General features: G+C 64.7%; 20 protein-coding genes and 2 riboswitches. Of the genes, 15 read left to right on the forward strand and 5 right to left on the reverse strand.

Annotation, left to right across the window (positions count from 1 at the left end; genetic code table 11):
• Position 1: 1 nt before the first annotated feature.
• From cobO to J2857_RS28415, 3 genes are read right to left on the reverse strand one after another with little or no spacing between them, the layout of a single operon-like run.
• Positions 2-616: a cob(I)yrinic acid a,c-diamide adenosyltransferase gene (gene cobO / locus J2857_RS28405; protein ID WP_210013430.1), complete on the reverse strand. Its 615-nt coding sequence runs from the start codon at positions 614-616 to the stop codon at positions 2-4.
• Positions 613-1,377 carry a CbtA family protein gene (locus J2857_RS28410; RefSeq protein WP_210013431.1) on the reverse strand — a complete coding sequence of 255 codons (765 nt, stop codon included), beginning with the start codon at positions 1,375-1,377 and terminating at the stop codon, positions 613-615. The genes cobO and J2857_RS28410 overlap by 4 nt, the downstream gene beginning before the upstream one ends.
• 13 nt (positions 1,378-1,390) lie before the next feature.
• Positions 1,391-1,567 (reverse strand): CbtB domain-containing protein, encoded by a 177-nt coding sequence (locus tag J2857_RS28415; protein WP_210013432.1) that lies wholly within the window; start codon positions 1,565-1,567, stop codon positions 1,391-1,393.
• A 37-nt stretch (positions 1,568-1,604) separates the two neighbouring features.
• Positions 1,605-1,817: riboswitch (cobalamin riboswitch) on the reverse strand.
• Between the two features lie 59 nt (positions 1,818-1,876).
• A riboswitch (cobalamin riboswitch) is annotated at positions 1,877-2,082 on the forward strand.
• A 107-nt stretch (positions 2,083-2,189) separates the two neighbouring features.
• Here J2857_RS28415 and J2857_RS28420 point away from each other — a divergent pair.
• From J2857_RS28420 to J2857_RS28450, 7 genes are read left to right on the forward strand one after another with little or no spacing between them, the layout of a single operon-like run.
• The gene (locus tag J2857_RS28420; protein WP_210013433.1) at positions 2,190-2,600 is read left to right on the forward strand and encodes a DUF1636 family protein; all 411 of its coding nucleotides are present in this window, start codon (positions 2,190-2,192) and stop codon (positions 2,598-2,600) included.
• Positions 2,597-3,634, forward strand: coding sequence for a cobalamin biosynthesis protein CobW (gene cobW / locus J2857_RS28425; protein WP_210013434.1), 1,038 nt, complete (start codon positions 2,597-2,599; stop codon positions 3,632-3,634). Before J2857_RS28420 ends, cobW begins: the two co-directional genes overlap by 4 nt.
• 17 nt (positions 3,635-3,651) lie before the next feature.
• Complete coding sequence (cobN, locus tag J2857_RS28430) at positions 3,652-6,942, forward strand: cobaltochelatase subunit CobN (RefSeq protein WP_210013435.1); 3,291 nt, start codon at positions 3,652-3,654, stop codon at positions 6,940-6,942.
• A complete protein-coding gene (cobG, locus tag J2857_RS28435) occupies positions 6,939-8,252 on the forward strand; it encodes a precorrin-3B synthase (protein WP_245363964.1) in 1,314 nt (437 codons plus the stop codon). Before cobN ends, cobG begins: the two co-directional genes overlap by 4 nt.
• Positions 8,249-8,878, forward strand: coding sequence for a precorrin-8X methylmutase (locus J2857_RS28440; protein WP_210013436.1), 630 nt, complete (start codon positions 8,249-8,251; stop codon positions 8,876-8,878). Before cobG ends, J2857_RS28440 begins: the two co-directional genes overlap by 4 nt.
• Positions 8,875-9,615, forward strand: coding sequence for a precorrin-2 C(20)-methyltransferase (locus J2857_RS28445; RefSeq protein ID WP_037087544.1), 741 nt, complete (start codon positions 8,875-8,877; stop codon positions 9,613-9,615). The genes J2857_RS28440 and J2857_RS28445 overlap by 4 nt, the downstream gene beginning before the upstream one ends.
• Positions 9,612-10,379 carry a precorrin-3B C(17)-methyltransferase gene (locus tag J2857_RS28450; RefSeq protein ID WP_210013437.1) on the forward strand — a complete coding sequence of 256 codons (768 nt, stop codon included), beginning with the start codon at positions 9,612-9,614 and terminating at the stop codon, positions 10,377-10,379. The genes J2857_RS28445 and J2857_RS28450 overlap by 4 nt, the downstream gene beginning before the upstream one ends.
• Here J2857_RS28450 and J2857_RS28455 read toward each other — a convergent pair.
• Positions 10,355-11,110, reverse strand: a complete 756-nt coding sequence (locus J2857_RS28455; RefSeq protein WP_210013438.1) for a cobalt-precorrin-6A reductase — start codon at positions 11,108-11,110, stop codon at positions 10,355-10,357. The two genes, J2857_RS28450 and J2857_RS28455, sit on opposite strands and share 25 nt — an antisense overlap.
• 1 nt (position 11,111) lies before the next feature.
• Here J2857_RS28455 and cbiE point away from each other — a divergent pair, with 1 nt between their 5' ends.
• From cbiE to cobM, 3 genes are read left to right on the forward strand one after another with little or no spacing between them, the layout of a single operon-like run.
• A complete protein-coding gene (gene cbiE / locus J2857_RS28460; RefSeq protein ID WP_210013439.1) occupies positions 11,112-12,365 on the forward strand; it encodes a precorrin-6y C5,15-methyltransferase (decarboxylating) subunit CbiE in 1,254 nt (417 codons plus the stop codon).
• Positions 12,362-12,748, forward strand: coding sequence for a cobalamin biosynthesis protein (locus tag J2857_RS28465; RefSeq protein WP_210013440.1), 387 nt, complete (start codon positions 12,362-12,364; stop codon positions 12,746-12,748). The genes cbiE and J2857_RS28465 overlap by 4 nt, the downstream gene beginning before the upstream one ends.
• Positions 12,745-13,530, forward strand: a complete 786-nt coding sequence (gene cobM / locus J2857_RS28470; protein ID WP_210013441.1) for a precorrin-4 C(11)-methyltransferase — start codon at positions 12,745-12,747, stop codon at positions 13,528-13,530. The genes J2857_RS28465 and cobM overlap by 4 nt, the downstream gene beginning before the upstream one ends.
• On the opposite strand, the gene J2857_RS28475 is transcribed toward cobM, so the two are convergent.
• Positions 13,503-14,615, reverse strand: coding sequence for a cobalt-precorrin-5B (C(1))-methyltransferase (locus J2857_RS28475; protein WP_210013442.1), 1,113 nt, complete (start codon positions 14,613-14,615; stop codon positions 13,503-13,505). The two genes, cobM and J2857_RS28475, sit on opposite strands and share 28 nt — an antisense overlap.
• Before the next feature lie 53 nt (positions 14,616-14,668).
• Here J2857_RS28475 and cobA point away from each other — a divergent pair, with 53 nt between their 5' ends.
• The 5 genes from cobA (at position 14,669) to J2857_RS28500 (ending at position 19,926) form a co-directional block, all read left to right on the forward strand.
• A complete protein-coding gene (cobA, locus tag J2857_RS28480) occupies positions 14,669-15,448 on the forward strand; it encodes a uroporphyrinogen-III C-methyltransferase (RefSeq protein WP_210013443.1) in 780 nt (259 codons plus the stop codon).
• Positions 15,445-16,758: a cobyrinate a,c-diamide synthase gene (locus J2857_RS28485; RefSeq protein WP_210013444.1), complete on the forward strand. Its 1,314-nt coding sequence runs from the start codon at positions 15,445-15,447 to the stop codon at positions 16,756-16,758. Before cobA ends, J2857_RS28485 begins: the two co-directional genes overlap by 4 nt.
• A 173-nt stretch (positions 16,759-16,931) precedes the next feature.
• Positions 16,932-18,125 carry a kynureninase gene (gene kynU / locus J2857_RS28490; RefSeq protein ID WP_210013445.1) on the forward strand — a complete coding sequence of 398 codons (1,194 nt, stop codon included), beginning with the start codon at positions 16,932-16,934 and terminating at the stop codon, positions 18,123-18,125.
• A 4-nt stretch (positions 18,126-18,129) separates the two neighbouring features.
• Positions 18,130-18,645, forward strand: a complete 516-nt coding sequence (locus J2857_RS28495; RefSeq protein ID WP_210013446.1) for a MarR family winged helix-turn-helix transcriptional regulator — start codon at positions 18,130-18,132, stop codon at positions 18,643-18,645.
• 132 nt (positions 18,646-18,777) lie between these two features.
• Positions 18,778-19,926 (forward strand): ABC transporter substrate-binding protein, encoded by a 1,149-nt coding sequence (locus J2857_RS28500; protein WP_210013447.1) that lies wholly within the window; start codon positions 18,778-18,780, stop codon positions 19,924-19,926.
• The last annotated feature ends 29 nt before the right edge of the window (positions 19,927-19,955 follow it).

Here is a 19,955-nt window from a genome sequence, read left to right on the forward strand (position 1 = left end):
CTTAAAACTCGATGCCGGCCTGGGCCTTCACGCCCGCCTTGAAGTGATGCTTGACCAGCGACATCTCGGTCACCATGTCGGCGGCCTCGATCAGCGCCGGCTTGGCGTTGCGGCCGGTAACGACCACATGCAGATCCGGCCGCCGCGCCTGGAGCGCCGCGACGATCTTGTCGAGATCGAGATAGTCATAACGAAGCGCGATGTTGAGTTCGTCGAGGATGACGAGCCCGATCGTTTCGTCCGCCATCAGTTCGAGTGCCTTTTCCCAGGCCTTTTCGGCCGCGGCGACGTCGCGCTTCAGGTCCTGGGTTTCCCAGGTAAAACCCTCGCCCATCGTGTGCCAGACGATGCGGTCACCGAAGACGGCAAGCGCCGGCTGCTCCCCGGTGGACCAGGCACCCTTGATGAACTGCACGACTCCGACCCGGCGATCGTTGCCGAGCATGCGCAGCGCCAGGCCGAAGGCGGCTGTGGATTTGCCCTTGCCAGGGCCGGTATGGACGATGAGAAGACCCTTTTCCTGGGTCTTCTCGGCCACTTCGGCATCCTGCACCGCCTTGCGGTTCGCCATCTTGGTGCGATGGCGCTCGGCTGCGGCCTCGTCGATCTCTTTCATCGAGAAGCAAGTTTCGCCGGAGATCCGGCAGAAACTTCCTCGCCGGCCCGGAATCTTTCGCGGGTGACCCCGGCAAGCGCGCCGAGCACGGCCCAGAACACCAGGTTGGTGGCATAGACCGCGTTGACGAAGCGGGCATGGAGATCCATCGGAACCGCAGTTTCATGGCTGGGCGGCAGCGGCGCGCCGACGAGATGCGGAGCGATCAGCAGCACGACCGCCAGTGCGGCGAACACGGCCGAGCGCGTGTAGACGAGCAGACCGAGGCCGAGCGCGGTGCAGACGGCCGTCGAGACCCACCAGATCTGGCGCGGTCCGAGCTCGGCAGCCGGCATGCCGGGCAGTTCCGGCGGCAGGCCAAGGCCCGGCGCAAGGATGACGGCGAGGAAGCCGGCAATGCCGAACATCAGGCCGCCGCGCCAACCCTTGAAGCCCCCGAACGCTTCCGAAGCGGCGATCAGGACGAGGGCGAAGCCGATGCCGGACAGCATGTCTGCGGCGAGCGTATAGATGAAGCGCTCGAAGCCATCGGCCGGAGCCCAGGCTTCGTCATCATGGTGGTGGTCGGCAGCAGGTGCCGCCGCACCGGCCGCTGCGGGCGCCGCGTCATGGCTATGAGCGGCCTCACCGCCGGCATTTTCAAAAACTTCCGCCTGCAGGATCAGCGGCACCGTGGAGAAGCTCTGCATCACGGTGAGCAGCAGCCCGGACAAAAGCCCGGCGATCACCGCCGTGAAGACGATGTTACGAAACAACGACATTGGGGAGAACTCCTCAGTGGCAGGGGAAGGCGAGCGAGTGGCGCGTGTCATGCGCGGCATTGTGGACGACTTCCAGATGCGAGAAGCCGACAAAGCCGACGATGAACAGGCCGAGCAAGGCCGTCATGCTGAGGGGAATGATCTTCGAAGCGGAAATGCCGACTGCAGTTGCGGCAGAATTCTGTACCATGGTCTCGTCCTTTCGCCCTCCACCCGAGGGCCGTTCACGTTCTTTGCCGCCTCTGGCAGGTCTCCTGGCTCGCGGATCGGACGCCTTCTCCCGCCTTCCCGGTTTCCCAGTGGCTTGACGGCCGAACGGCCGTTTTGGGCAAAGACTTTCCGCTTACAGTTGCGGGGGCAGCCGCGGGTTGGACGGCAGAATTCCGTCGCACCGCATTCCCTCTAAAACCCTTTCGGGCACCATAGGCGCTGTCACTATAGACGAATTCGGCGGCACGGCAATCGCCTTTGCGACGCATTGACATGGGCCAGCGACCGGGCTTAGTTGAAAGGAGATGGTCCCTTTCCGGCAACGGGGAGGGCTAAGAGAGAATGCGGTGCGATCCCTTTTTCAGGATCAATGCCGCGGCTGCCCCCGCAACTGTAGGCGGCGAGCCATTGCCGAGAAGCCACTGGGAAACCGGGAAGGCAGGCAAATGGCGACGACCCGCGAGCCAGGAGACCTGCCGTCCATTTAATTTCGCTTCACCGGGCGGGGTGCTCCGGAGGAAGTTTCTCGATCATCGCAGGCGGTTTCGGCCTTCTGCTCCGCGCCCCGATTTTTTCGACCCCTGCGGGAATGCGGCTGACCGATGAGTGACCACCAACCAGACGACCCGGCGATCACCGACCTGGCAGACGTGACGATTTTCGTCTGCACCAATTGCCGCGATGCGTCCGATGGCGAAATCCGGCCGGGCATCGCGCTGATCGCGGCGCTGCGCGAAGCGGCCGTCGGCAAGCCGCTGGTGGTCAAGCCGGTCACCTGCCTTGCCAATTGCGAAAAAAGCCCGAGTGCCGCCTTCAATCACAAGAGCGGTTGGTCCTATGTCTTCGGCCATCTTTCGCTCGACAATGTCGAGGACATCGTCACCGGTGCGATGATGCTGGCCGAGGACGAACGCGGTTTCCTTCCCCTTCGCGGCCGTCCCACCTGCCTGCGCGGCAAGGGCATGACGGCCCGCATCCCACCCTTTCATCACCATGAGGACATGCCATCATGAGCGTTTCGTTCGACCGCGTTCCCTGCACCGTCGTCACCGGGTTTCTGGGAGCCGGCAAGACCACGCTGATCCGCAACCTGATCGAAAACCTGAAAGGCAAGCGGCTGGCGATCATCGTCAACGAATTCGGCGATGTCGGCATCGACGGCGACGTGCTGAAGGGCTGCGGCATCGAAAGCTGCCCGGAAGACAATATCATCGAACTTGCGAACGGCTGCATCTGCTGCACCGTGGCCGACGATTTCGTGCCGGCGATCGACCGGATCCTGGCCATAGAGCCGCGCGTCGACCACATCCTCATCGAGACTTCCGGCCTCGCGCTGCCGAAGCCCCTCGTCCAGGCTTTCCAGTGGCCTGACGTGAAGGCACGTGTGACGGTTGATGGCGTCATCGCGGTGGTGGACGGGCTCGCGCTCGCCGAAGGCCGCGTCGCCGACGACCACGAGGCGCTCGAAGCGCAGCGCCAGGCGGACGGTTCGATCGACCATGACGATCCGGTCGAGGAAGTGTTCGAGGACCAGGTGGCCTGCGCCGACATGATCGTGCTCACCAAGAGCGATCTTCTGGATGCGGCCGGCCTCGCGACCGCCAGGGATCGCGTCGCTGCACATCTGCCACGCGCCGTAAAAATCGTCTCGGCCGCCAATGGCGCCATCGATCCGGCGGTGCTGATCGGCCTCGGCCTCGCCGTCGAGGACGACATCGAGAACCGCAAGACCCATCACGACGACGAACTGGACCACGATCACGACGATTTCGACAGCTTTGTCGTCGATCTGGATGCAGTAACCGATGCCGAACAGCTTGCCGCCCGCATCTCCGCGACGGCGGAAGCAGAGAACGTATTGCGTATAAAAGGCTTCGTTGAAGTCGCGAACAAGCCGATGCGCCTGCAGGTTCAGGCGGTAGGATCGCGCGTGAACCATTATTTCGACCGCGCCTGGGCACCCGGCGAAGCGCGGACAAGCCGCCTTGTGGTAATCGGCGAAAAAGGCATCGACCGCGCCGCGATCGAAAGGATGTTGGCCGCATAAGAAGGCCCGAGGGAAGGATGCACATACTCGCCACCACATCGTCGTCGCTCGACGACCTCATCGAACCGGTCGACCTCGATCAGTCGCCGGCCGACGTGGTGGTGCTGTCCTTTTCCGGCAGCGATCTGAACGGCATTTCCGCGGCCTGGAGTCCGGATTTGCCGAGCCTCCAGCTCACCAGCCTGTCCGATCTCCGCCACCCCATGTCGGTCGATCTGTGGATCGAAAAGACGGCCGCCCATGCCAAGATCATCCTCGTGCGCATTCTCGGCGGCTATGACCGCTGGTCCTACGGCGTTGAGGAACTTTCGCGGCTGGCACGCTCCAGGAAGATCGCGCTGGCGCTGCTGCCCGGCGAATGCAGCATCCGCGACGAACGGCTCACCGCGGCCTCGACGATTTCGGAAAATCAGCTCGCCGGCATTCTGGCCTGCTTCCGCGAAGGCGGGCCGGACAATATGCGGCTTCTGGCGAGACTGCTGACCACGCTGGCCGAGGGAAGAGCGGAATCTCTGCCTCAGGCGGCACCGATGCCGAAGGCCGGCTACTACAAGCCGGGAACGGGTATCGTCGAAGACGATGACCTTCTTGCCGGCCTTGCGCCGGATGCGCCACGTCTGCCGATCCTGTTCTACCGGTCCATGCTGCTGGCCAATGATGCCGCACCGATCGACTCGCTGTTCGAAGCGCTGGCGAAACGCGGCTTCGCTCCCCTGCCGATCTTCGTTTCCGGCCTGAAGGATGCCGACGCCGTCGCCTTCGTCGAACAGGCGATCTCGGATCTCAAGCCTGCGGCGATCCTTTCGACCACCGCCTTTGCCAGCGGCACGGACGAGAACGGCGAAACGATCTTCGACCGCAGCGGCGTGCCGGTCTTCCAGATCGTCGTCGCCACCACGCGGCGCGAAGGCTGGGCAGAAAACCGGCGCGGCCTCAACCCCGCCGACCTCGCCATGCATGTCGTCCTGCCGGAACTCGACGGGCGTATTCTAGCCGGCGCGATCTCGTTCAAGGCAGGGGACAATTCCGCGTACCTCGTCAACCAGCCGGAACCGGATCGGGTCGAACAGGTCGCCGAACGCATTGCCGCTTTCCTTCGCTTGAAAGCCGCGCCGCGCGCCGAGCGCAAGATCGTGATCCTGATGCCGGACTACCCGAGCGCACCGGGGCGCACCGGATATGCGGTCGGTCTGGACGTGCCGCAAAGCGTACTCGGGATGATGCGCGAACTATCCGTAGCCGGCTACAATGTTTCGGATATTCCAGAGACCCCGCGTGACCTTCTCGATCACCTGAGTGCAAAATCCGCCACCCATGCGCTCGCAGCCTACAGCTCCGTGCCTGTGGCGGAGGCGGCTTGGGGTGCCCCGGAAACCGATGAAGACCTGGAAGACGGCGCTTTCCGTTTCCGCGCCGCAACCTTCGGCAATATCACCGTCGCGCTCGCCCCCGATCGCGGCCGCAATGCCGATCGCCGCGCCGACTACCATAGCCCCGACCTGCCCCCCCGCCACGCGCTGATCGCGTTTGGCCAATGGATGCGCAAGACGCTGGACGCCCATGCGATCATCCATGTCGGCGCACATGGCACGCTTGAATGGCTGCCGGGCAAGACCGTGGCTTTGTCGAAGGACTGCTTCCCGGAGATCGTCACCGGCGGACTGCCGGTCATCTATCCCTTCATCGTTTCCAATCCGGGCGAGGCCGCGGTCGCCAAGCGGCGGATCGCCGCCGTCACCATCGGCCATCTGCCGCCGGTTCTGGCCGGTGCCGGTCTTTCCGACGAACAGAAGAAGCTGGAACTGCTGGTCGATGAATATGCGCAGGCCGACGGGCTCGATCGCCGCCGCCGCGACCGGCTGGCCAAGCTGATCGTCGAGACCGCGCGCGATACCGGCCTGGCGGGCGAGGCCGGCGTTTCGAACAATGACGATCCGGATACGGCGCTGACCCGCATCGACGCCTTTCTCTGCGATCTCAAGGACTTTTCGATCAAGGACGGCCAGCATATCTTCGGACAGGCTGCGCCCGGCGACGACCCATTGCGGATCCGCAGCGCCGAAACCGAACGCCAGGCCCTGCTCGACGCACTGGACGGCAACCACATCCGCCCGGGCCCGTCCGGTGCCCCCGCCCGCGGCCGCCGCGACGTGATGCCGACCGGGCGCAATCTCTTTGCCAGCGACCCGCGCACGCTGCCGACGCCGACGGCCTTCGAACTCGGCAAACGTGCCGCCGACGAAATCCTGCGGCGTTATCTGCAGGACCATGGCGACTGGCCGAAAAGCCTCGTCTTCGATCTCTGGGGCAGTGCCTCCCTGCGCAGCGGCGGCGAAGAAGTCGCCCAAGTTCTGGCACTGATGGGCGCAAGGCCGGCTCAGGACATGGCAACCGGCCGTGTCACTGGCATCGAAGTCCTGCCGCCCGCAGCGCTTGGCCGCCCGCGCGTCGATGTGACGCTGAGGATTTCGGGCCTGTTCCGCGACATGTTTCCGGCTCTCATCGCCTTGCTCGACGCCGCGATGCGCGCCATTGCCAGCCGCGAGGAAGCGCCGGGCGACAATCCTCTGGCCGAAGAGGCACAAACGCTCGGGCATGTACCCTCACGCATCTTCGGCTCGGCACCGGGCACCTATGGCTCCGGCATCGAGGAAAAGCTCGCCGACGGCACTTGGGGCGAACGCGAGGAGCTGGGCCGCCTCTATCTCGATGCGACGAGCCATGCCTTTGGCGGCGCGGAAGGCGATGCGAGCCACGTGCCCGGCCAGTTCGCGAACCGCATCGGGACGGCCGACCTGCTTGTCCATACCGGCGACGATCCGGGCCGCGACCTGCTGGACGGATCAGCTGATGTCGCCTTCGTCGGCGGATTTGCGGCGGCCGTCGCAGCACTCGGCGGCAAGGCGGATGTGATCGCGCTTGACACGACCGATCCGCAAAAACCCCGCGCCCGCTCGATTTCCGAAGCCGTGACCCGCGTGGTGCGCGCCCGCGCCGTCAACCCCCGCTTCATCGCCGGCCAGATGCGCCACGGCCCGCGCGGCGCCGCCGAACTGGTGGAGACGGTCGACCGGCTGATCGGTTTTGCCGAGACCACCCATGCCATCCCGCAATCGCTGATCGAGGCGACCTACGACGCCTATCTCGGCGACGACAAGGTCCGCGAGTTCCTGCAGAGCCAGAACCCCGAAGGCGCGCGCTTCATGGCTGAGCGGTTCCGCTCCGCGCTTCGCCGCGGCCTCTGGCATCCCCGCCGCAACGCCGTGGATGCCGAGCTCGAAATGCTCACCCGGGAGAAGGTGGCATGACGGCACTCTCCCTCAATCGAAGCACGCTGGACATGCGCCGCGGCGTCTGCCCCGCCCTGTCGGCCCCGATGATGACCGGCGACGGGCTTCTCGCCCGCGTGGCGCTGACCGACGCGATCACCCCGGTCCAACTGACAGAACTCTGCCGGCTGGCACGGCGCCACGGCAACGGCGTTCTCGATATTTCCGCCCGCGGCAACCTGCAGATCCGGGGACTGAGCGAGGCCTCGGCTCCCGTTCTCGACGCCGATGTCCGCGCACTGAACTTGCCGCTTCGCGATGGCCTGGCCGTTGAAACGCCGCCCTTGGCCGGGATCGACCGGACCGAGATCGCCGACCCGCGCCCGATAGCCGAGGCAATCCGCCAGGGCGCACGTGAGATTATCGGCCTCGCCCCCAAAATGTCGGTGGTGGTGGATGGTGGCGGACAGCTCCGGCTTTCCGACCTACTGGCCGATATCCGGCTCGTTGCCGTTTCCACCGGGGAAGGCACGCGCTGGACATTGCTTCTGGGCGGTACGGAAACAACCAGCCGCATTTTCAATGTTTTACGTGAAACAGATGCGATCTCGACGACGCTGGAACTGCTTCGCAAGCTTGCAGTGATGGGGACCAGGGCACGCGGCCGCGACCTCGCGGTCGGACTGTCGAAAAACGACGGCGTCAACCACGCGGCCTCGCCTTTCGGCACCTTCCACCTTTCCAATAACCTTTTTGCAGCAGGCATCGGCCCGGCCTTCGGTCAGGCGGGTGCCGAGGACCTGATCGCCCTTTGCGACGAGGCCGAACGGCTGGGAATACAGTCGCTGAAACCGGCCTTCGATCATTCGCTCCTGTTTTTCGGCCCTCAAACCGCCTGCGAAGCGCTGACCGCTTTTGCCCGCAGCAACGGCTTCGTCGCCTCGCCGAGCGATCCGCGTTCGGCCATTGCCGCTTGTCCTGGAAGTCCCGCCTGCAGTTCCGCGACCGTCGCCACCCATGAACTCGGCGCCAAAGCGGCGGAAGAGTGTGGGGACCTGCTCGACGGTTCGTTCAAGCTGCACGTGACCGGCTGCCCCAAGGGCTGCGCCCACCCGCAGCCGTCGGCGCTTGCACTCTGCGGCACGACCGCCGGTCTTTCGCTCATCGCCCAGGGAAAAGCGTCCGACGAGCCCTTTGCCTCGGTCGCTTTTGCCGATACCAACAACTCCCTTCGCCGCATCGCCGATCTCGTCCGTAACGAACGGCAGGCCGGCGAAAATTCCGCAGCCTGCCTCGCCCGTCTGGGACCGCGCCGACTTGCTGCAGCCGTTATGTCAGGACGACCATGAACAGTTACGATTACATCCGCGAAGGCGACGCGATCTACGAAAAATCCTTTGCTATCATCCGCGTGGAAGCGGACCTCTCGCCCTTCTCGTCAGAGCAGGCCGATATCGCGGTGCGCATGATCCATGCCTGCGGACTGGTCGAGGCGGCTCAGCATTTCCGGTTTTCCAAGGATTTCGTGGCCCAGGCGCGCGGCGCGCTTCATGCCGGCAAGCCGATCTATTGCGATGCCGAGATGGTGGCGCATGGCATTACCCGCGCCCGCCTGCCGGCCCACAACCAGGTGATCTGCACGCTGCGCGACGGCCGCACGATCGAGCTGGCAAAGACAATCGGCAACACCCGCTCGGCTGCCGCGCTGGATCTGTGGGACGAGATGGAAGGCGCAGTCGTCGCGATCGGCAATGCGCCGACCGCGCTGTTCCGCCTGCTCGAAATGCTGGATGCCGGTGCGCCGCGTCCTGCCGCGATTATCGGCATGCCGGTCGGTTTCGTCGGCGCTGCGGAATCCAAGGAGGCGCTGATGGAAGCGACGCTCGGCATTCCCTACGCGATCGTTCGCGGCCGCATGGGCGGCTCGGCGATGACGGCTGCCTGCGTCAACGCGCTGGCGAGGGCAGGACTGTGAACGCCGCACTCCTCAAGGGCAAGCTCACGGGCGTCGGCACCGGACCCGGCGACCCCGAACTGCTGACGCTGAAGGCGGTACGCGCCATCCACGAAGCGGATGTGATCGCCTTCTTCTGCAAGAGAGGCTCGAGCGGCAACGGCCGCGCCATCGTCGAGGCGCATATCCGTCCGGGCACGCTCGAACTGCCGCTGGTCTATCCGGTCACGGTCGAGACACATAAGGACGAGGCCGATTATCGCGGCCCGATCGCCGATTTCTTCGATCGCTCCGCAGACGACATCGCCACGCTCCTCGATGCCGGCAAGAATGTCGCCGTGCTGAGCGAGGGCGACCCGCTGTTCTACGGATCCTACATGCACCTGCATGTGCGGCTCGCCAACCGCTACCAGGCGGAAGTCGTCGCCGGCGTCACTGCCATGTCCGGCTGCTGGTCGATGACCGGGATGCCGCTCGTCCAGGGTGACGATATTTTGAGCGTGCTGCCGGGAACCTTGTCCGAGGAGAAACTCGCGGAGCGGCTTGGAAATACCGACGGGGCGGTGATCATGAAAGTCGGCCGCAACCTGCCAAAAATCCGCCGGGCGCTGGCCTCCGTCGGCAAACTGTCCGGGGCGCTTTATGTCGAGCGCGGCACGATGGCGAACGGCGCAGCGCAGCGTCTGGAAGAGCGCGACGAGAGTCCGGCTCCCTATTTCTCGATTGTCCTCGTGCCCGGCTGGAAGACGCGGCCATGACAATGGGTTCGTTGACCGTCGTTGGCCTCGGCCCCGGCAATCCGGACCAGATGACGCCGGAAGCCGCCGCCGCAGTGACTGCGGCTGAGGATTTTTTCGGCTACTTTCCGTATATCGACCGTTTGAATCTGCGCCCCGACCAGCGGCGCCACGCATCCGATAACCGGGAGGAACTGGCCCGCGCCCGCGCCGCGCTCGAAATGGCGGCGGGCGGAGGCAAGGTCTGTGTCGTCTCGGGCGGCGACCCCGGCGTGTTCGCCATGGCCGCCGCGGTCTGCGAGGCGATCGACGAAGGTCCGGCCTTATGGCGCGAAATCGATTTTTTGGTCGTTCCCGGCATCACCGCCATGCTGGCAGTCGCGGCAAAGGCCGGCGCACCGCTCGGTCATGATTTCTGCGCCATCTCGCTTTCGAACAATCTGAAGCCCTGGGATGTGATCGAGAAACGCCTGATCGCCGCGGCGACGGCCGGGTTCGTGATGGCCTTCTACAATCCGATCAGCAAGGCGCGCCCGCATCAGCTCGGCGAGGCCTTTAACATTCTGCGCGCACATCTGCCCGGCACCGTGCCCGTGATCTTCGGCAGAGCGGCCAGCCGGCCGGATGAGGATATCCGTGTCGTGCCGTTGTCAGAGGCGAGAAGCGATATGGCGGATATGGCGACCTGCGTCATCGTCGGCACGGCCGAGACCCGGCTGATCGCGCGGCAGAACCAGCGGCCGATCGTCTATTCCCCGCGTTATTTCAGGGGCACTGGCGCATGATCGAGCCAGGCGAGCATCTCCTGCACGGTCTCGACGGACGGCACATCCGGCAGGTCCGGACGCCTGATCAGAATGACGTCGATACCGAGGTCGCGCGCAGCGGCGATCTTGCCGTAGCTCGCCGGCCCGCCGCTGTTCTTGGCGACGATCGCCTCGATGCCGTGGTCGCGCAGAAGCCGGGCCTCGTCCGCCTGTTCGAAGGGGCCGCGCGCGGTCAGATAGACCGCGTTCGGAACCGCCAGCGGCGGTTCGACCGGATCGACGCTGCGGACCAGATAGGCGTACTGCGGCGCGGCTTCGAAGGGCAGAAGCTCCTGCCGCCCGAGCGTCAGGAATGCTTTTCGGGGGGCTTTTCCCAGGGCATTGACCGCATCGGCAACGCTCTCCACCTCAATCCAGCGATCACCGGGCTGCCGCAGCCAGGGCGAGCGTCGCAAGGCGACCAGCGGAATGCCGGAAACCTCGGCGGCTTTGGCCGCATTGCGGGAAATCTGCGCCGCATAGGGATGCGTCGCGTCGATCAGGATCGAGACGTCTTTTTGCCGGAGGTAAGCGGCAAGCCCCCCTGCGCCGCCGAAACCGCCGACACGCACGGGCACGGGCTGCTCGGCCGGCGCGCGGGTGCGGCCGGCAAGCGACAGCTCGACGGTAAACCGTGGATCGCCGGCGAGCTTTCCGGCCAGCGCGCGGGCTTCCGCCGTGCCGCCGAGAATGAGGATGGAACGTTGCACGATGCCTCCTGAATCAGAGCGGAAACCTTTAAACCAAAGCCGCTGGCTGTCCATCGTCGGCATCGGCGAGGATGGAGTTGCGGGCCTCGGCGAAAATGCCCGCGCAGCAATCGTTTTTGCTTCCGTGGTCTTCGGCGGCAGGCGGCATCTGGAACTGGCAGCCTCCGTAATCTCCGGCGAAGCCCGGCCGTGGCCGACCCCGTTTGACGCGGCGATGCGCGATGTCGTGGCACTGCGTGGTCAGAAGGTCTGCGTGCTGGCCTCCGGCGACCCCTTCTTCTTCGGCGTCGGCGTCACGCTGTCCCGCCATGTCGCGCCTGAAGAATATACCGCCTATCCTGCCCCCTCGGCCTTTTCGCTGGCCGCCTCACGGCTTGGCTGGCCACTGCAGGACATCGAAACGGTGTCATTGCACGGCCGGCCACTCGAACTCATTCGCCCGTCGCTTCATCCGGGTCGGCGGATCATCGCGCTGACATCCGATGAGAACGGGCCGGCGGCGCTGGCGGAGCTTTTGTCCCGCACCGGTTTCGGGCCGTCTCGGATAACCGTCCTGGAATCTCTGGGCGGCGCGGCGGAACGCATCCGTTCGCAGCAGGCAGATGAGTTCGCGCTACCGGATATCGATGTGCTGAATGTCGTCGCCATCGACGTAAAGGCCGAAGCTGGGGCCTTTGTCCTTCCGCGGGCATTCGGGCTGGACGACACGCTGTTCGAGCACGACGGCCAGATCACCAAGCGTGAAATCCGGGCGCTAACGCTCTCGGCACTGGCTCCGCACCGCGGCGAACTGTTGTGGGATATCGGCGCCGGCTCGGGCTCGATCGGCATCGAATGGATGCTCGCCGATCCATCCCTGAAGGCCATTGCGATCGAAACCAGTCGGGAACGGGCAGCACGGATCGGACGGAATGCCTCGGCATTCGGTGTGCCAGGCCTGCGCATCGTCGAAGGCGAGGCGCCGGGAGCTCTGGCCGGCCTGCCGCAGCCGGATGCAATCTTTATCGGCGGCGGCGGCAGCGAGCCCGGGGTTTTCGATCAGGCTCTGGAAGCGCTGAAGCCTGGTGGACGGCTGGTCGCCAATGCCGTGACGCTGGAAATGGAAACGGTCCTCCTGGCAGCGCATGCGAAACTCGGCGGCGAACTGATCCGCATGGAGGTTTCGCGCGCAGCGCCGATCGGCAGCATGTCGGGCTGGAAACCTGCCATGCCGGTTACCCAATGGAGCTGGACGAAACCCGGAGCGAGGCCATGATTGCCGCAGGCCTCGGCTGTCGCAAGGGGACATCTGCCGAAGCGCTGCTTTCGGCACTGGCAGCCGCCTGCGCTGAAGCCAATATTTCGCCTGATTCCGTGTCCGTTCTGGCAACCGGCGAGATCAAGCGGCATGAGCCGGGAATGATCGAGCTTGCGGAACAGCTGCGCCTGCCCTTGCAGATTCTTGATGAGGCGGCGCTGAAGCAGGTAGAAGGCCGCACCAGAACAGTTTCGAAACACAGCCTCGCGCAAACCGCCACGCCGAGCCTTTCCGAAGCCGCGGCACTTGCGGCCGCCGGCGAAGCTTCGGAACTCGTCGTGGCGCGGCTGATCGCCGATGGCGCCACCTGCGCGCTGGCACGCTCGAAGGACCATTCATGACCGTGCATTTCATCGGCGCCGGACCGGGCGCCGCCGACCTCATCACCGTGCGCGGCCGCGATATTCTCGCCCGCTCGCCGGTCTGCCTTTATGCCGGCTCGATCATGCCGAAGGAACTGCTCGACTATTGCCCGAGGGACGCACGGATCGTCGATACCGGCTCTCTGTCGCTGGACGATATCGAGGCGGAATACGTGTCGGCACATCGTGCCGGCAAGGATGTCGCGCGGCTGCATTCCGGCGATCTTTCCGTCTGGAGCGCGGTTGCGGAACAGATCCGCCGGCTGGAAAAACACGGCATCGACTATACCCTCACTCCCGGCGTGCCCTCCTTTGCCGCCGCCGCGGCAGCTCTGCGGCGAGAGCTGACCATTCCGGAAGTGGCGCAGAGCCTGATCCTCACCCGGGTTTCCGGCCGCGCGTCGAAAATGCCGGAGGGCGAGACGCTGGCGGCCTTCGGTGCGACCGGCGCGACGCTCGCAATCCACCTCGCCATCCACGCGCTCGACCGAATCGTCGCGGAACTGACGCCGTTTTATGGCGCCGATTGCCCCGTCGCGATCGTTGTGCGCGCCTCCTGGCCGGAAGAAAGGATCATCCGCGGCACACTTGCCGATATCGAAGCGAAGCTGGCGGCGGAACCCGCGGAACGCACGGCGCTGATCTTCGTCGGCAAGGGCCTGGGCGCTGCCGATTTCGTCGAGAGCCAGCTCTACAATACCGATTACGTGCGCCGCTTCCGGCCCGGCTGGCCTCAGGCCGGCGATAAGGATTCCGAATGATCGGACGGCGTAAACGCGGTCCGGCCGACCAACCGGCCTTCGCGATCGTAGACCAGGATTTCCAGCGCGATCTGCGGATCCCTGAGCGCCTTGGCGGCAGTCTTCCAGGCGAGCCCCGCGATCCGGTCGCCCAATGCCAGGCCGTTTTCCCCAGCGAGCGCGAATGCCTGCGACACGGCGTTCGCAGCGGCAATCTGCGCCATAAGCTCGTCGCTCGCCCCGGCCTCCCCCGCCAGCTTGGCGAGAGCTTCGAGATCGGCCAGCCCGCGCTTGGAATGCACGTCGAGCATGCCCTGCGCGAGCTTGGTCATCTTGGCGACGCCGCCGGCGATCGTGACCTTCGGCACCGGGTGGTCGCGCAGATATTTCAGCATGCCGCCGACGAAATCGCCCATGTCGATCAGCGCGATCTCATGCAGCCCATGATGCGCCTGCACCGCCTTTTCGGAGGTATTACCGGTGGCGCCCGCTACATGGGTGAGTCCGGCGGCACGCGCGACATCGATGCCGCGCCAGATGGAATGGATCCAGGCCGAACAGGAAAAGGGTATGACGATCCCCGTCGTGCCGAGGATCGAGATGCCGCCCAGGATCCCAAGCCGGCCGTTCAGCGTCTTCTCGGCAATTTTTTCACCGTCGGCGACGGAAATCTCGACCTCGAAATCAGTCTCGTCGCCGGCGACTTCCGCAATCGCCTGTGCGATCATCTTGCGCGGCACCGGATTGATGGCGGGTTCACCGACGGGCAGAGGCAGGCCGGCACGGGTGACGGTGCCGACGCCTTCGCCGGCCTTGAAAATGATGCCGCTGCCGGCCGCGCTGCGCCGCACGGTGCTCTTGATCAGCGCGCCGTGCGTGACGTCGGGGTCATCGCCGGCATCCTTGACGATCCCGGCTCTCGCAAATCCCTCGCCGGTCTCTTCGACGGCAAGCGCGAAGGATGGCGTCTGCCCGCCGGGCAACGTCACCTCGATCAGGTCTGGAAATTTTCCGGCAAGGAGCGCAAGACAGGCCGCCTTGCTCGCCGCCGCCGCGCAGGTTCCCGTGGTCCAGCCACGACGCAGGTTCTTGCCATCCGCTTCCATGGCCGTTTCTATAGCCCGACCGGGGCCGAGCGTCACCGGTCAAAGGTCCGCATATGAATGAAAGCTTAGAATCCATCGTCGCAGCACCCGTCTTCGAGCCCGGCCATGTCTGGCTCGCCGGCGCCGGCCCCGGTCATCCGCGTTACCTGACGCTGGAAGTCGCCGATGCGATCGGCAAGGCTGACATGATCGTCCATGATGCACTGGTCTCCGAGGGCGTGCTTTCGCTCGCGAAAACCGCCGAGCTTATCTTCGTCGGAAAACGCGGCGGAAAGCCGTCTGTCGCCCAGGATGACATTACCGGCCTGCTGATCGAGCTCGCCCGCAAGGGCAGGCGGGTCCTGCGTCTGAAGGGCGGCGATCCCTTCGTGTTCGGACGCGGCGGCGAGGAAGCAGAAGCACTTGCCAAGGAAAACATCCCGTTCCGCATCCTGCCGGGCATGACCTCGGCGCTGGCAGCTCTCGCTTCGGCCAATATCCCCGCGACGATGCGGGGAATGAGCCGGGCGATCACCCTTGCCACCGGCCATGCGGCGGGAAGTCCCGGCGATCTGGACTGGAAGGCGCTGGCGAAAACCGGCGAGCCGATCGTGGTCTATATGGGCGTCAGCACGATCAGCACCATCGCCAGGCTGCTGATCGAAGGCGGGCTGTCGCCGGACACGCCGGTCGCGGTGCTGATGGCGGCAACGACGCCGGACGAACGCTCGCTGACCGCAACGCTCGCAACCGTCGAGGCGGAAGTTGAGCGGCAGAAATTCGCCGCGCCCGCTCTGATCGTCATCGGCCGGATCGTTTCGATGCAGGCCGTGCTGACGGGCGGCAAACCATGACGGCTCGCGCACTCATCATCGGTGCGCCGCGCTCCGGCTCCGGCAAGACCAGCGTCACGATCGGCCTCTTGCGCGCCTTTGCCCGTCGCGGCGTCAAAGTGCGCGGCATCAAGACCGGACCGGACTATATCGATCCCGGTTTCCACGAGGCTGCGACGCATCTGCCGGGCCTCAACCTCGACAGCTGGGCAATGGCGCCGGATCTGCTCCGGCATCTGGCGCGCGGCCAGGCGGAAGACGCCGAACTGCTTTTGATCGAAAGCGCCATGGGCTTGTTCGACGGCATCGTCAGCGAAGAGAACCGTTCCGGCGCCGCCTCCGACCTCGCTCGGCTGTTCCGCCTGCCCGTGCTGCTGGTGCTGGATGTCTCCGGCCAATCGCAGACGGCCGGCGTGATCGCCTATGGTTTTGCCCATTACGACCCGACCGTGAAGATCGCCGCCTGTATCCTCAATCGAGCCGGCAGCGAACGGCACAAGAAGCTTTGCGGCGATGCGATCCAGGCGGCCGGAATTCCCGTTGTCGGCACCGTCCTGCGCGACCCCTCCCTTATCCTGCCCGAACGGCATCTCGGCCTCGTCCAGGCGAGTGAGCATCCGGAAATGGACGCACATATCGAGCGGCTGGCTGATGCCATGGAAGCCTCGCTGGACCTCGATGCGATCTTTGCCGCTGCAAAACCGTTCAATATTCCCGGCGGCTCGACGGAAAAATCTCTGCGGCCGCCGGGCCAGCGCATCGCTTTGGCGCAGGATGCCGCCTTCACCTTCCTCTACCCGCATCTGATGCGCGAATGGCGTTCCGCCGGGGCGGAGATCGTTCCCTTCTCGCCATTGAGCGACGAGTCGCCACCGGCCGACTGCGACACCTGCTGGCTACCGGGCGGGTACCCCGAACTGCACGCGGGAAGGCTTGCAGCTGCCGAAAAATTCAAGTCCGGCCTCGCCCGGTTTGCGGAAACGAAACCGGTTCACGGCGAGTGCGGCGGTTACATGGTTCTCGGCGAAACGCTGGAGGATGCCGACGGCGTGACGCACGTCATGGCCGGGCTCCTCTCCCACCGCACCAGTTTTGCCAAACGCAAGATGAACCTCGGTTACCGCCAAGCGGAACTTGTCCAGGACGGCCCGCTCGGCCGGAAGGGCGATACGATCCGCGGGCATGAATTCCATTATGCCAGCGTGGTTTCTCCCGGCACCGACGAAGCTTTCGCAACGATCGCGGATGGCGGCGGCAGGATGATCGGCCCGACAGGCGGCAGGCGCGCCCTGGTCAGCGGCGCCTTTTTCCACGCGATCGCCCGCGGCTAACCGGCGGACGCTGAAAGTGCGCTGACCGCCGCGACCGCCCGTTCGGCGTCCCCCTCCGAAATAATCGGATAGGCCGCAAATCCTTCTTGCGCGTCCCTCGCCAGCTTCTAGTCTACGCCGCTTCGGGGCTCGGCTCCTCCCAAACTCTTGGTTTCGAACAGCAAGGTGTTCCAGTGACGGATTTCGAAAAGACCCGCTCGCTCTTCTATCTCCCGGAAGGCGTGATCTATCTCGACGGCAATTCGCTCGGACCGCTGCCGCTCGCCGCGAAAGAGCGCGTCGCCAAATTGATGACCGACGAATGGGGCGAGCTGCTGATCAAGGGCTGGAACAAGGCCGGCTGGATGATGATGCCGCGGCGGGTCGGAGACCGGGTCGGCAAGCTGATCGGTGCCGCGGAAGGTACCGTGGTGATGGGCGACACCCTGTCGATCAAGGTCTACCAGGCGCTCGCCTCGGCATTGGAACTGGTGCCGGAACGCAAGGTCGTGCTCTCCGACAGCGGCAACTTTCCATCCGATCTCTATATGGCGCAGGGCCTGATCGGCTCGCTCGGCAAGGGCCATGAGCTGAAGATCGCCGAGCCGGAAGAGGTCGAAGCCGCGATCGACGAAACCGTCGCCGTGGTCATGCTGACGGAAGTGGACTATCGTACCGGTCGTCTGCACGACATGAAGGCGCTGACCAAAAAGGCGCATGCCGTCGGCGCGATCACCGTCTGGGATCTTGCCCATACGGCCGGTGCCCTGCCGGTCGATCTTTCCGGCGCGGACGCGGATTTCGCGGTCGGCTGCACCTACAAGTACCTGAACGGGGGGCCGGGCGCCCCGGCCTTCATCTATGTGGCGCCGCGCCATGCGGACAAGGTCCGGCCGGCGCTTTCCGGTTGGCTGGGGCACGAACAGCCCTTCGCCTTCGATCTCGGTTATCGGCCGGGCAGCGGTATCGACCGCATGCGGGTCGGCACGCCGCCGATTATCGGGCTTGCGGCGCTCGACGCCGCACTCGATGCCTGGGAAGGCGTCGACATGGCGGACCTGCGGCGGCAGTCGATAAACCTCTGCGATCTGTTCGTCGCGGAAGTCGAAAAGCGCTGCCCGATGCTGAAGCTCGGCTCCCCGCGGGATGGCATGAAGCGCGGCAGCCAGATTTCCTTCCTGCACGAGGAAGGATACGCGATCATGCAGGCGCTGATCGCTCGCGGCGTGATCGGCGATTTCCGCGCTCCGAACGCCATCCGTTTCGGCTTCACACCGCTCTATATCGGCGAGGCCGAGGTATTGGGCGCAGTGGACATTCTCGAAGACATCATGACCAATCGCCTCTGGGACACCGCCGAATATAGGCAGCGGGCGCTGGTGACCTGATCGGATGACGGAAGAACGGCCCACATCCGCCAGAAAGCTCTCCAAGGTCGTGCCCTACCGGCTCGCGCGCAGCAACGCGGAAATGATGAAGCTCGTCAGCCTCCTTTGCGAAGCCAACGGTTTCAAGCTGAACATCTGGAGGGTCATGTCCGCGATCGGTACCTATCGATCGATCTCGCCGATGGAAATCGGCAAGCTCACCACCATCGACAAGGCGATGGTGTCGCGCGCGATCCGCGAACTGGTCGACCGCGACCTGATCGACCGCCGGGCCGACGCACGTGATGCGCGATGGGCCCAGATCCAGCTGACGGCAGCGGGAACGGCGGTCTACGAAAAGATGGTGGCCGGCATCGACTCCCTCGAGAAACACATGTTCGGCGATCTGCCGCCCGAAAAGACCGCAGCATTCATGGAAATGCTGGAACTGATCGAACGTCGCGCCAGGTTGGCGCGCGATATGGTGGAGTTGAACGGCAAGGCCGGATTGACGCGGCTGCTGGGGCGCGATGCCGAGTAGGGCTTCTGGACGCCTGCCGCGTTTCGTAAGGTTTACATAACCATTATCAGAATTGTTTACAAAGAAACAATCTCCCTGTAAACAAATGACAGGGCGGGAGGAGATCGCCCGCTTTTGTCCTGGGAGGATCCTATGAAGAACCGGTTTTTTGCTGGAATGGCACCCGTTGCCGTCCTGTCCTTGTCCCTATTTGCAAGCTCTGCCCTGGCTGACGTGACGATTGGCGTGACCATATCGTCGACCGGCCCTGGTGCGGCGCTCGGCATTCCGCTGAAGAATTCCGTCGAGTTGTGGCCGGCCGAAGTGGGCGGCGAAAAGCTAAAGGTCATCGTTCTGGATGACGCCGGCGACCCCTCGGTTGCCACCACCAATGCCCGCCGTTTCGTCAACGACGACAAGGTCGACGTCATCGTCGGTTCCGCGCTGACGCCTGCTTCGATCGCTGTCGCCGGTGTTGCCGGCGAGACCAGCACGCCGCACCTCTCCTGCTCGCCGGTTCCGCCGAACATTTCCAAGGGCAAGTGGACCTTTGTGATGCCGCAGGATGCCGGCCTGATCGCCAGGAACCTGTTTGCCAAGATGAAGGCCGACGGCATCAAGACGGTCGGTTATATCGGCTTCTCGGACAGCTACGGCGACCTGTGGATGGGCCAGTTCAAGGCGATGGGCGAACAATATGGCCTGAAGGTCGTCGCCGACGAGCGTTATGCCCGTCCCGACACCTCCGTTTCCGGCCAGGTGCTGAAACTCGTGGCCGCCCGTCCGGATGCCGTCTTCGTCGGCGCCTCCGGCACCGGTGCCGCACTGCCGCAGATCGGTCTGCGCGAACGCGGCTTCACCGGCAAGATCTACCAGACCCATGGCGCCGTGACTTTCGACTTCCTGCGCATCGCCGGCAAGGCTGCCGACAACACGATCTTCGCCTCCGGCCCGGCCATGGCGCCGGAAGCCCTGCCGGATACCGCCGAAACCAAGCCGGAAGGCATGGCCTATGTCACGGCCTATGAAAAGAAGTTCGGTCCCGGCACCCGCACCCAGTTCGGCCCGCATATCAACGATGCCATGGCCATCCTGAAAAAGGCCATCCCGGTCGCGCTCAAGAAGGCAAAGCCCGGCACGCCGGAATTCCGCGCAGCTCTGCGTGACGCCATCGAGACCGGCGGCCCGTTCCCGGCAAGCCAAGGCGTCTTCAACTTCAAGGCCGACGATCACCTTGGCCTCGACGACCGCGCCGTCGTGCTGTTCACGGCCAAGAACGGCAAGTTCGAGATCACCAAGTAATCCGGCGAATAAACGAGGCCCGGCGTCGG

The organism is Neorhizobium galegae, from assembly GCF_017877055.1.
In the GTDB taxonomy this organism is placed as follows: domain Bacteria; phylum Pseudomonadota; class Alphaproteobacteria; order Rhizobiales; family Rhizobiaceae; genus Neorhizobium; species Neorhizobium galegae_D.